Genomic DNA, 11,925 nt, shown 5'->3' on the forward strand with positions numbered 1-11,925 from the left:
CTAGCATGGCAGGGAATTATTTCGGCACGGACGGCATTCGCGGACGCGCCAACAAGTTTCCGATGACCGCTGAAATCGCGATGCGGGTCGGCATGGCCGCCGGCCTTTCCTTCCAGCGCGGCAGCCACCGACATCGTGTCGTGCTCGGCAAGGACACCAGGCTTTCCGGCTATATGATCGAGAATGCGATGGTTGCCGGTCTTTGTGCCGCCGGTATGGACGTGTTCCTGCTCGGCCCGATCCCGACGCCGGCTGTCGCCATGCTGGTGCGTTCGCTGCGCGCCGATATCGGCGTCATGATCTCGGCCTCGCACAACCCCTATTACGACAACGGCATCAAGCTGTTCGGACCCGACGGCTATAAGCTCTCCGACGAAATCGAGGAGCGCATCGAGAGCATGCTCGACAAGGATATCGAACTGGCGCTCGCCGATTCCGACGGGCTTGGCCGCGCCAAGCGCGTCGATGGCGTGCATGACCGCTACATCGAATTCGCCAAGCGCACCTTGCCGCGCTCGATGTCGCTCGCGGGCTTGAGGATCGTCGTCGATTGCGCCAATGGCGCGGCCTACAAGGTGGCGCCCGAGGCGCTGTGGGAACTGGGCGCCGAAGTCGTCGCCATCAATGTCGAGCCCAACGGCTTCAACATCAACAAGGAATGCGGCTCGACCCATCCGGCCGGCCTGCAAAAGAAGGTGCACGAAGTGCGCGCCGACATCGGCATCGCGCTCGACGGCGACGCCGATCGCGTCGTCATCGTCGATGAAAACGGCGCGATCGTCGATGGCGACCAGATCATGGCGCTGATCGCCGAATCCTGGCACCAGAGCGGGCGGCTTGCGGGCGGCGGCGTCGTTTCGACGGTAATGTCCAATCTCGGCCTCGAGCGCTTCCTCGGCGGCATGAAGCTGCAATTGCACCGCACCAAGGTTGGCGACCGTTATGTCGTCGAGCATATGCGCGCGCATGGCTTGAATGTCGGCGGCGAACAGTCAGGTCATATCGTGCTGTCCGACTTTTCGACGACCGGCGACGGCCTGGTCTCGGCGCTGCAGGTGCTGGCCTGCATCAAGCGGCAGGGGCGGCCGGTCAGCGAACTGTCGAAAAAGTTCGAACCGGTGCCGCAGCTTCTGAAGAACGTCCATATTTCCGGCGGCAAGCCGCTCGAGGAGGCGCCGGTCAAGGCCGCCATCGAAGACGCCCGTAACCGCCTCGGCAAGACCGGACGGCTGGTTATCCGGCCATCAGGGACAGAACCGCTGATCCGCGTGATGGCCGAAGGCGACGACCCGCAGCTGGTCGAGTCCGTCGTCAACGGCATCGTTGAAGTCATCTCGGAAACGCGCAGCGCCGCCTGACCCCAGCGCGTCCAGCAGGACGTGGATCGGACAACCAGGCGCGCCGCGCTCCCTTAACCGGTCCAAGGCCCGCCCCTCGGCGGGCTTTTTCTTGTCAGCCGCCACTTTTTCGGTGTCCGTAAATCTCGCGCCAATCCCTAGAGTTTCGAGATTCGTGGTTAAGCAACAGGGTTAAACGCCTTTTAACCTTTGCAATTCATTATCCACGACTGAAAGCCAATCGCATTTCGGACGGATTCGCCGTTCCGAGCTTCTCAGGGGTGACAAGCATGTTCAATACAGCAAGAAAGGTCCTGCTCGCCTTCCTGTTCGCAGGCCTGGCAGGACCGCTGTTCGCAGCCGACCTGCCGGAACCGATGGTCGAAGAGGCTCCGCCTCAGGCTGTCTACGAGCAGCCGGTCGAGGTCGGCGGCTGGTACATCCGCGGCGACATCGACTATCACAAGTCGACCGTGCGCGGCATCGACTATATGACCTACACCGTCGATCCCTGTAACTGTACGGTTACGCCCGGCACCAGAAGCTTCGATTTCGGCAAACTCAAGGGCGGTTTCTCGCTCGGCGCCGGCGTCGGCTACAAGATCAACGATCACTTCCGGACCGATTTGACCGCCGACTACTGGTTCAAGTCGAACTTCAACGGGGGCACCTCGGACATCAACGGTACTTCGACCGAAGTATCGAAGATGAGCGCCCTGTTGCTGCTGGCGAATGCCTATGTCGATCTCGGCACCTACCATGGCATCACGCCTTACGTTGGCGCCGGCATCGGCGGCGCCCGCGTCAAGTGGGATGATGTCTACGACCCGAACACCACCGAGTTCAATCCCGGCAGATCAAGCTGGCGTTTCGCCTACGGTCTGATGGCCGGCGCTTCGTACTGCCTGACCGACAAGATCATTCTTGATGCCGGCTACCGCTTCTCCCATATTCAGGGCGGCCGCATGTTCGACTGGAACATCACCAGCTCCGGTCCCGGCTTCGACCGTGGCATCAACACGCACGAAGTGCGCGGTGGCCTGCGCTACCAGTTCGGTGGCAGCAATGGTTGCGCCGCGCCGGTCGTGGCCTACCAGCCCGAACCCGAGCCGATCTACACCAAGTAACGCCATCTACATCACTTGAATTCTTCGAAAACCGTCCGGCCTCAAGCCGGGCGGTTTTTCGTTTGGGCCGCCTGGAATCGACAGGGGAAATGAATTCGCTAACGCTCTGTTAGCCTTAACCGGCACTTAACCACTATGGTTAACAATGCTCCTTGAAACGATGGCTGCCGCTGCGATTGCGGGCTGCGCCAAATTCGGGAGTCGGGGACCATGAAACTTACATCGCGTATGGCGCTGGCGCTCGGTGCACTAGCCCTCCTGCCGCTGACGCCGGTGCACGCGGCCGATTATGACCCGCCGATCTATGTCGACCAGGCGCCCGACTACGTCCCGGTCGAGGTCGGTTCCGGCTGGTACCTGCGCGGCGACGTCTCCTATCTGGCGCAGAAGAGCTTCAAAAATGAGGATTTCGCCTTCACACCTTCGCCACCTGCAAGCTTCAGCGACAAAGAAGATCCGATCTTTGCCAGCATCGGCTTCGGCTACCATTTCAATGACTATCTGCGCGCCGACCTCAATCTCGGCTATCTGCCTGGCAACGAGATCGGCGTCGGCTATGACGATTCAGCGACTGCGGCAGAGCCGACCGTGGCGTCGGCATCCCTGAAGAACTACGCCTTGTCGGGCATACTCAACGGCTATGTCGATCTTGGCACCTATGTCGGCATCACACCCTATCTCGGCGCCGGTATCGGGGTCGTCCGCAGCAAGCGCAGCCTGTCGGCAAGCTATTTCACCGACAATGGCGACGACACGGACGATTTCGCCGTAAGTGACAGCAAGACCCAGTACTCGCTGGCCTACACGCTGAATGCGGGCCTCGCCTATCAGGTATCGAAGAACGTTTCCGTCGACCTGGGCTATCAGTATTTCTCCGCCCCGGACGCTGAATATGTGACGGCTGAGAGCCTGACCTCCTATCCGGTCAAAAAAGGTATCAGCAACCATCAGGTCAAGCTCGGGCTGCGCTACGATCTCTGGTAGGCGCGGCGAGCACGAGGTTCAGGACGGCGGATCGTCGGGGTCCGCCGTTTGCGTTTGAAGTCACGACATCCCGATCAGGGATCGCCGGTATCCCGGCAGCGACAAAAACTTTCCTCTTGACGCCCGAAGCCTGAACGCATATCGCCGTCCGTGGGCCACCCCTCCCCAACGAGGGGCCACTATCTGGAAGGATAGACCACGATGACGACGCATACGAAGCCCGGACTCCGTCCGGCAAACCCCAATTTTTCCTCAGGTCCCTGTGCAAAACGTCCCGGCTGGTCGGTCGAGGCGCTGAACAATGCCGCGCTCGGCCGTTCCCACCGCGCCAAGATCGGCAAGACCAAGCTCGAACAGGCGATCGAGCTGACGAGGGAAATTCTCCAGGTCCCGGCGGGTTATCGCATCGGCATCGTGCCGGCGTCGGACACCGGTGCGGTCGAGATGGCGCTGTGGTCGCTGCTCGGCGAGCGCGGCGTCGACATGGTCGCCTGGGAGAGCTTTGGCTCCGGCTGGGTCACCGACGTGGTCAAGCAGTTGAAGCTCGCCGATGTGCGCAAGATCGAAGCCGGCTACGGCGAACTGCCTGATCTTACCAGGATCGATTTCGACCGCGATGTGGTCTTCACCTGGAACGGCACCACGTCGGGCGTGCGCGTGCCGAACGGCGATTTCATTCCCGCGGACCGCAAGGGCCTGACCGTCTGCGATGCGACTTCCGCCGCATTCGCGCAGAGGCTCGACTTCGAAAAGCTCGATGTCGTCACGTTCTCCTGGCAGAAGGTGCTGGGCGGCGAGGGCGCTCACGGCATGCTGATCCTGTCGCCTCGTGCCGTCGAGCGGCTGGAGACCTACAAGCCTTCATGGCCGCTGCCGAAAATCTTCCGCCTGACCTCGGGCGGCAAGCTGATCGAAGGCATCTTCAAGGGCGAGACCATCAACACCCCCTCGATGCTGTGCGTCGAGGATTACCTCGATGCGCTCAACTGGGCGAAGTCGACCGGCGGCCTCGACGCGCTGATCGCCAGGGCGGATGCCAATGCGGCCGTCCTCGATCGCTTTGTCGGCAAATCCTCCTGGCTCGGTCATCTCGCCGTCCAGCCGGCGACACGGTCGAACACGTCCGTCTGCCTGTCCTTCACCGACCCGGACGTGTCCGCGCTCGACGCCGACGGGCAGGCGGCTTTCGCCAAGGGGCTGGTGTCGGTGCTCGACAAGGAAGGCGTCGCCTACGATATCGGTGCCTATCGCGACGCACCGCCCGGCCTGCGCATCTGGTGCGGCGCGACGGTCGAGACGTCGGATCTGGAAGCGCTGCTGCCCTGGCTCGACTGGGCCTTCGCCGCACAGAAGGCGTCGCTCAAAGCGGCGGCCTGAGATCATTCGCGGCGGCCTCCGGGCCGCCCATTCCCATCAGGATCAAATCCATTTCAAGGAGGTCGCCATGGCGCCCCGCGTTCTCGTCTCAGACAAACTCTCCCCCACCGCCGTGCAGATATTCAAGGATCGTGGCGTCGAGGTCGACTATCTGCCCGATCTCGGCAAGGACAAGGAAAAGCTCGCCGAAGTGATCGGCCAGTATGATGGCCTCGCCATCCGCTCGGCGACCAAGGTCACCGAAAAGCTGATCAACGCCGCTACCAATCTCAAAGTCATCGGCCGCGCCGGCATCGGCGTCGACAATGTCGATATCCCGGCGGCAAGCCGCAAGGGCATCATCGTGATGAACACGCCCTTCGGCAACTCGATCACCACAGCCGAACATGCGGTGGCGATGATCTTTGCGCTGGCGCGCCAGATCCCTGAAGCCAACGCCTCGACCCATGCCGGCAAATGGGAAAAGAACCGCTTCATGGGCGTTGAGATCACCGGCAAGACGCTGGGCGTCATCGGCTGCGGCAACATCGGTTCGATCGTCGCGACACGCGGCGTTGGCCTCAAGATGCACGTCATCGCCTTCGATCCGTTCCTGTCGGACAGCCGTGCCGAGGAGCTTGGCGTCGACAAGGTCGAACTCGACGAACTGTTCGCCCGCGCCGATTTCATCACCCTGCACACGCCGCTGACCGACAAGACGCGCAACATCATCGATGCCGCGGCGATCGCCAAGATGAAGAAGGGCGTGCGCATCATCAATTGCGCACGCGGCGGTCTGATCGTCGAGGCCGACCTGATCGCGGCGCTGAAGAGCGGCAAGGTCGCCGGCGCCGGCGTCGACGTCTTCGAGGTCGAACCCGCCGAGAACAACGAACTGTTCGGCATGGAGAATGTGGTGGCGACGCCGCATCTCGGCGCCTCGACGACGGAGGCCCAGGAGAATGTCGCGCTGCAGGTTGCCGAACAGATGGCCGACTATCTGATCAAGGGCGCCGTCTCCAACGCCATCAACATGCCGTCGATCACCGCCGAGGAGGCGCCGCGGCTGAAGCCGTTCGTCAAGCTTGCCGAGGTGCTCGGCGCCTTCGTCGGCCAGGTCACCGAGGATCCGATCAAGGAGGTCGAGATCCTGTTCGACGGCTCCACCGCGACGATGAACACGCGCGCGCTGATCAGCGCCGCACTCGCCGGACTGATCCGGCCTCAGGTCTCCGACGTCAACATGGTGTCGGCGCCGATCATGGTGAAGGAGCGCGGTATCATCGTCGCCGAGGTCAAGCGCGACAAGTCGGGCGTCTTCGACGGCTATATCAAGCTGACGGTGAAGACCGAGCACATGACGCGCTCGATCGCCGGCACATGCTTCTCGGATGGCAAGCCACGCTTCATCCAGATCAAGGGCATCAATCTCGATGCCGAGGTCGGCCAGCACATGCTCTACACCACCAATGCCGACGCGCCGGGCATTATCGGGCTGCTCGGCACTGTCTGCGGCGAGAATGGCGTCAACATCGCCAACTTCCAGCTCGGCCGCAACCGGCCGGGCGGCGATGCCATAGCGCTGCTCTATCTCGACGCGCCGTTCCCGGAAGCCGTGCTGGAAAAGGTCAAGGCGCATAAGTCGATCGACTCGGCCAAGCGGCTGCAGTTCGACGTCAACGCGATGTGATCGAGGACAGGGGTCGCCCTCGTTGATGCCGGCCGCCGCGGCGGCCGGTTCAGGTCAACTCGTCCGAGCCATCGGAGACAGCCACCCGATGTCGGTAGACCAGTTCCCAACCCTTCCAGCCCGTAAACAGCAGGATGAGAACCACGATCAGCGATAGGACGAAGCCGGTTGGCATCACGGCCGCCGCTCCGCCGGTATACCGCAAGTACCAGTTGTAAAGCTCGATCAACACGACGAGTACATTGCCGCCGGCATGGAGCCATGCCGTCGTGAGATTGCGGATCTGAACATCGCCGAGAACATCCGTCAGGCCAGCAAGCGCAGCCAGGGCAGCCATGATCAGGCCGGCGCCGAGAAGCCAGAGCGATCCGGTGACCCATCCGGGATCGGCTGTTCGCCAGAAGATAAGATCGCAAACGAAGGTGCCGACGAAAAAAGCAATCGGAAACGGAATCAGCATGGGATGGATAGGGTGACCAGCGATGCTTGCCGTGCTGCGAGGGTTGTGGCTCATCATGTCGCCTCCCTGCCGTTCAAACTCCGCTGGAGGTGAAATGTTCCAAGTGGGGACGCGGCAGGGTTTATGCCGCCGTTCCGCGGCCATTGGCGAAGTCCAGGCCGTTCGCGTGAATTGCCGCGACGGCGGAGGGCGTCAGCCGCCACATGTCATCCGCGGTGGTCCGCCAACGCCATCTTGCGCCCGCTGTATTCGGCAAGCCCGATGCCGCCCAGCACGAGCACCAAAGCCAGTACCTGATAGAGGTGGAACGTCTCGCCGACGATCAGCACCGACAGCAGCGTGCCGAAGATCGGCACCAGATTGATGAACAGGCCGGCGCGGTTGGCGCCGATCAGTTCGTTGCCTCTGATGTAGAAGATCTGCGAAACGACGGAGGCGCCGATCGCCGTATAGACGATGACGGTCCAGCCGCGCGCGTCGGGCATGATGACCTTGCCGGCGACGACCTCCCACAGGAAGAACGGCAGCGAAGTGACGAGTGCCGCAACCGACAGGGCCAGCATCAGGCTTTGCCAATGCATCACCGGTTTCAACCGCAGTCCGACCGAATAGCCGCTGTAGAGAAACACGGCGACCAGCATGATGGCATCGCCGAAATTGAGTTCCAGCGTCAACAGCCGGCGCGGATCGCCATGGCAGGCGGTGAGGATCACGCCGGCGATGGTCAGCACGACGCCGACAATCTGCGCCCAGTTCACGCGCAGGCGGAAGAAGACGAAATTGGCAGTCATGATCAGGATCGGCATCGCCGCCTGTTCGATCGAGACATTGATCGCTGTCGTGTAGTTGAGCGCCGTGTAGAAGATGGTGTTGAACAGGGTGAAGCCGCTGGCGCCGAGGGCGACCAGCACGAACCAGTGCTTGCGGACGACCGGCCAGTCCTTCTGGATGGTCTTCCAGCCGATGGGCAGCATGATCGCCACGGCCAGAACCCAGCGCAGGAAGACCAGCGTCATCGGCGAGACGTGATCGACCGCCAGCTTGCCGGCCACCGAATTTCCGCCCCAGAGCAAGGTGGTGAGCAGCAGGAATATGTAGGCGCTTCGATGCATCGCGGGATTCCAGTCGCCGGAGCTGCGGTGTTTGCCGGCCTATTGCCCTCGCTCGCCCAAGTAAATGATGTCAAAGCCGAAAATTGTTGTGCCTCAGGGCATTTTCGACGGCAAAGAAAGGTCGCGCTCGCGAGGTCTTGACGTTATAGAGGCCTGTCGTTTCGAACCATATTCAAGCCGCTTGGCGGCGTCTCAAGGGAAAAGAAACATGGCCAATGTGGTGGTCGTCGGCTCGCAGTGGGGTGACGAAGGCAAGGGCAAGATCGTCGACTGGCTGTCGGAGCGGGCCGATGTCGTGGTGCGTTTCCAGGGCGGCCACAATGCCGGCCATACGCTGGTCGTCGACGGCAAGGTCTACAAGCTGTCGTTGCTTCCGTCGGGCGTCGTGCGCCAGGGCAAGCTGTCTATCATCGGCAATGGCGTCGTGTTCGACCCGCATGCTTTCGTCGCCGAGGTGGCCAAGCTCAAGGCGCAAGGTGTCGAAGTCGCACCGGATCGCCTGAAAATAGCCGAAAACACAGCGCTTATCCTGTCCCTGCATCGGGAGCTGGACGGATTCCGTGAGGACGCCGCATCCAATTCCGGGACGAAGATTGGCACGACCCGTCGTGGCATCGGCCCCGCCTACGAGGACAAGGTGGGCCGGCGCGCGGTCAGGGTGATGGACTTGGCGGATTTGGAAACACTGCCCGTGAAGGTTGACAGGCTGCTGACGCACCACAATGCGCTGCGTCGGGGGCTTGGCCATGCGGAAGTCACGCATGACGCGATCATGCAGGAACTGACCTCGGTCGCCGACGACATCCTGCCCTATATGGACCGGGTCTGGAAAATCCTCGACGACAAGCGCCGGGCTGGCGAGCGTATCCTGTTCGAGGGCGCGCAGGGCACGCTGCTTGACATAGACCACGGCACCTATCCATTCGTGACCTCGTCGAACACGGTTGCCGGACAGGCTGCCGCCGGCTCCGGCGTCGGCCCAGGCGCTATCGGCTATGTGCTCGGCATCACCAAAGCCTATACGACACGCGTCGGCGAGGGTCCGTTCCCGACCGAGCAGAAGAACGAGGTCGGCGAATTCCTCGGCACGCGCGGCCATGAATTCGGCGTCGTCACCGGCCGCAAGCGCCGCTGCGGCTGGTTCGACGCGGTGCTGGTACGCCAGGCCGTCGCTGTCAACGGCATCAAGGGCATCGCGCTGACCAAGCTCGACGTGCTCGACGGGCTGGACGAGATCAAGGTCTGCACAGGTTATCGTCTCGACGGCGAGATGATCGATTATCTGCCGGCCAGCCAGGGCGCGCAGGCACGTGTCGAGCCGGTCTACGAGACGCTCGAGGGCTGGAAAGGCACCACTGCCGGCGCGCGCAGCTGGAACGATCTGCCGGCCCAGGCCGTCAAATACGTCCGCTACATCGAAGAGCTGATCGGCGCCCCGGTCGCACTCCTTTCCACCAGCCCCGAACGGGACGACACGATACTTGTGACCGATCCGTTTCAAGACTAGTTTCTGAAGCCTTTCCGGGCATCGCGGCCGATTTGCGGGGGCCGGCGCGGAAACAAAATACAGGTCGACTGAAGCATGGCAGATTACGTTGCTATTCTGAAAAAGGCGCTCGGCAAGCATGGTGACGAGACGCCGGAAAAGCGTACGCGCATCTATGCCAGCGTTCGCACCATGCTGGCGAAGAAGCTTGAGGAATATTCGCCGCCGCCGGCCGCCGAAGCCATAGCCACGCAGATGCGTTCGCTGGAAGACGCGATCGCGAGTGTCGAGCGGGACTATGCCAAGAGCCTGCCGGAGACCGATCCGCTGGCGGAGCTGGAACACATCTTTTCGTCGATCGATCGCAACAAGAATCAGCCGAGCCATACACGGCAGCCGGCCAAGGCCGAATCGGCCTGGCCGGCCCCGCCCGCTGCAAAGCCTGAATCTTATCAGCCCGCGCCACCACCTGCCGCCAAGGTCGAGCCGAGCTGGCAAAGGGCGACGCCGGCGCCTTCCCAGCTGGCTCGCGCCGACACGCCTCTTCCAGGTATGGATGCCGACGAGGAGGAGGACGAGGCAGATGTCTTTTCCAGCGACGAAGAGCCGGTGTCGGACACCTTCCAGCGCCTGCGTCCCGCCGAGCGCAAGCGCAGCTATGGTGGGCTGATCGCGGCCGTCGTCGCTCTTCTGGTCGTAGCCGGCGGTGGCTACGGAATCTGGCTGAACAAGGATGCCTTCGGCAAAATGCTTGGGCTTGGCGGCAATCAGGTCGCCAAGACCGAGCCGGTGAAACCAGCGCCTGCCAAGCCGGCAACCGATGCCGCGGCAACGCCTCCGGCGCCCGCGGCTGGCGGCACGGAAGCCGAAAGCACGAAATTCACGCAGCGGCTGACGCCGCAGGGCAGTGAAGTCGACCCGGGTCCGGCCGGTGGCCAAAGCGGCATCGGCGAAGGCGAATCGGTCGCCGCGCTGACCACGCCGCCCTCGGCGACGAACCCACCGGCGATTTCCGCTCCGGCCGCAGGCACACCTGCCGCGGCAGCGCCCCCCGCTACAGGTGCCGCCCCCGCAATACCGCCTGCCAACGGAGCTGCCCCGGCAGCGCCAGCCGATGCTGCCGGCACGCCGACCGCACCGGCCGGCGCCGCGCCGCCCGCCACGGCAGCTGCGCCTGCGGAAGCCGCTCTGCCTGTCGGCCAGAAGGCGATCTTCTATGAGGAGCGCACCAGCACCGCCCAGGGTTCCGCCGAGCCCGGCAACATCGTCTGGTCGCTGGTGCAGGAATCGCCCGGTGGCGACCTGCCGCCGGAGCCGGCGATCCGCGCCGAGGCCACCATTCCCGGCAAGGACATCCAGTTGCGCATGACCATCCGCCGCAACACCGACCAGACACTGCCGGCCAGCCATATCATCGAGATGATCTTCCTGACGCCCGACGGTTTCGAGGGCGGCGGTGTCGACAACATCCTGCGCGTCGCCATGAAGGGTTCGGAGCAGGATGCCGGCAGCCCGTTGATCGGCATTCCGGCCAAGATCGCCGACGGCTTCTTCCTCGTCGCGCTCAACGATACCAAGGCCGACGAAGACGCCAACATGACCCTGCTTCGCGGCCAGGACTGGATCGACGTACCGGTCGTCTACAAGACGGGACGGCGGGCACTGCTGACCATGGAAAAGGGCATTCCCGGCGAGAAGGTGTTCGACGAGGCAATCAAGGCCTGGCAGGCGAAGACGGCTGGCTGAGAAGGAAGCCGGCCCGAAGCCTCGTTGACTCAGAAGCCCTGGAACAACATATCGAGCGCGGCGACGATGTCGTCGTGGTGCCGGGAGAGATTTCCCTCGGCATCCGGCAATTCAGAGGCCATCAAGGCTGACATGAACTGCGTGACCATTACATGATCTTTGCCATCGATAGCGAAGGTCGGATTTAGTCGGCGGCCCGGAACCGGGGCTATGTTGGGCGGCATCAACGGAATGACGACCCTCGTGCTCAGTCCTTCAAGAAGGTCGGACTGAACATCGAGAAAATAGCCGCCGCCTTCAGCATTCCGATAAAGATCGTAACGTGCCATCAAAACAGCCGGTATTTGGCTAATGGCAGTCCGTTGCGCCTGACATATTCATTGGAGCTTTCAATGGCTTCTTTGTTTTCCTCTTGCCATCGACGCGTCTTTTCCGCCGCAATCGCTTTCGCGATCCCCGCCTCGGCGGCGCGGGAAATGTTGATGCCCAACGCTTTGGCGTCATTGATCAATTGAGAATCAATGGACGTGTTGACGGATTGCCGTTGAGGTTTTGGTGTCGATTGAAGCATGGAATCGCTCTCTTTTATGCGCATAATATAGGCGCATAAAAGTTCACACACAATCC

General features: G+C 62.3%; 11 protein-coding genes. 7 read left to right on the plus strand and 4 right to left on the minus strand.

What is annotated here, in order from left to right:
* Positions 1 to 5 precede the first annotated feature (5 nt).
* The 5 genes from glmM (at position 6) to serA (ending at position 6,494) form a co-directional block, all read left to right on the plus strand.
* Entirely contained in the window at positions 6 to 1,358 is a 1,353-nt protein-coding gene (glmM, locus tag NKJ04_RS26520; protein WP_023811863.1) for a phosphoglucosamine mutase, read from the plus strand.
* Between the two features lie 269 nt (positions 1,359 to 1,627).
* Positions 1,628 to 2,464 carry an outer membrane protein gene (locus NKJ04_RS26525; RefSeq protein ID WP_352629200.1) on the plus strand — a complete coding sequence of 279 codons (837 nt, stop codon included), beginning with the start codon at positions 1,628 to 1,630 and terminating at the stop codon, positions 2,462 to 2,464.
* Between the two features lie 210 nt (positions 2,465 to 2,674).
* A complete protein-coding gene (locus tag NKJ04_RS26530) occupies positions 2,675 to 3,448 on the plus strand; it encodes an outer membrane protein (protein ID WP_023811865.1) in 774 nt (257 codons plus the stop codon).
* A gap of 201 nt (positions 3,449 to 3,649) precedes the next feature.
* Positions 3,650 to 4,825 (plus strand): phosphoserine transaminase, encoded by a 1,176-nt coding sequence (locus tag NKJ04_RS26535; RefSeq protein WP_352678091.1) that lies wholly within the window; start codon positions 3,650 to 3,652, stop codon positions 4,823 to 4,825.
* 67 nt (positions 4,826 to 4,892) lie between these two features.
* Entirely contained in the window at positions 4,893 to 6,494 is a 1,602-nt protein-coding gene (serA, locus tag NKJ04_RS26540; protein ID WP_023811867.1) for a phosphoglycerate dehydrogenase, read from the plus strand.
* Positions 6,495 to 6,543: 49 nt separating this feature from the next.
* Here the strand turns inward: serA and NKJ04_RS26545 are convergent, their stop codons facing one another.
* Both NKJ04_RS26545 and NKJ04_RS26550 read right to left on the minus strand, forming a co-directional pair.
* On the minus strand, positions 6,544 to 7,008 hold the full coding sequence (locus tag NKJ04_RS26545) for a DUF2231 domain-containing protein (protein ID WP_352611423.1): 465 nt from the start codon (positions 7,006 to 7,008) through the stop codon (positions 6,544 to 6,546).
* 152 nt (positions 7,009 to 7,160) lie between these two features.
* Entirely contained in the window at positions 7,161 to 8,066 is a 906-nt protein-coding gene (locus NKJ04_RS26550) for a DMT family transporter (RefSeq protein WP_352678094.1), read from the minus strand.
* A 208-nt stretch (positions 8,067 to 8,274) separates the two neighbouring features.
* Here NKJ04_RS26550 and NKJ04_RS26555 point away from each other — a divergent pair, with 208 nt between their 5' ends.
* Both NKJ04_RS26555 and NKJ04_RS26560 read left to right on the plus strand, forming a co-directional pair.
* Positions 8,275 to 9,573, plus strand: a complete 1,299-nt coding sequence (locus NKJ04_RS26555) for an adenylosuccinate synthase (RefSeq protein WP_127267133.1) — start codon at positions 8,275 to 8,277, stop codon at positions 9,571 to 9,573.
* Between the two features lie 75 nt (positions 9,574 to 9,648).
* Positions 9,649 to 11,298 carry a hypothetical protein gene (locus tag NKJ04_RS26560; RefSeq protein ID WP_352678097.1) on the plus strand — a complete coding sequence of 550 codons (1,650 nt, stop codon included), beginning with the start codon at positions 9,649 to 9,651 and terminating at the stop codon, positions 11,296 to 11,298.
* 29 nt (positions 11,299 to 11,327) lie between these two features.
* On the opposite strand, the gene NKJ04_RS26565 is transcribed toward NKJ04_RS26560, so the two are convergent.
* Both NKJ04_RS26565 and NKJ04_RS26570 read right to left on the minus strand, forming a co-directional pair.
* A complete protein-coding gene (locus NKJ04_RS26565; RefSeq protein WP_127297430.1) occupies positions 11,328 to 11,627 on the minus strand; it encodes a CcdB family protein in 300 nt (99 codons plus the stop codon).
* A complete protein-coding gene (locus NKJ04_RS26570; RefSeq protein WP_031213967.1) occupies positions 11,627 to 11,869 on the minus strand; it encodes a type II toxin-antitoxin system CcdA family antitoxin in 243 nt (80 codons plus the stop codon). Before NKJ04_RS26570 ends, NKJ04_RS26565 begins: the two co-directional genes overlap by 1 nt.
* Between the last annotated feature and the right edge of the window lie 56 nt (positions 11,870 to 11,925).

The organism is Mesorhizobium sp. M0618 (assembly GCF_040320765.1).
Taxonomy (GTDB): Bacteria; Pseudomonadota; Alphaproteobacteria; order Rhizobiales; family Rhizobiaceae; genus Mesorhizobium.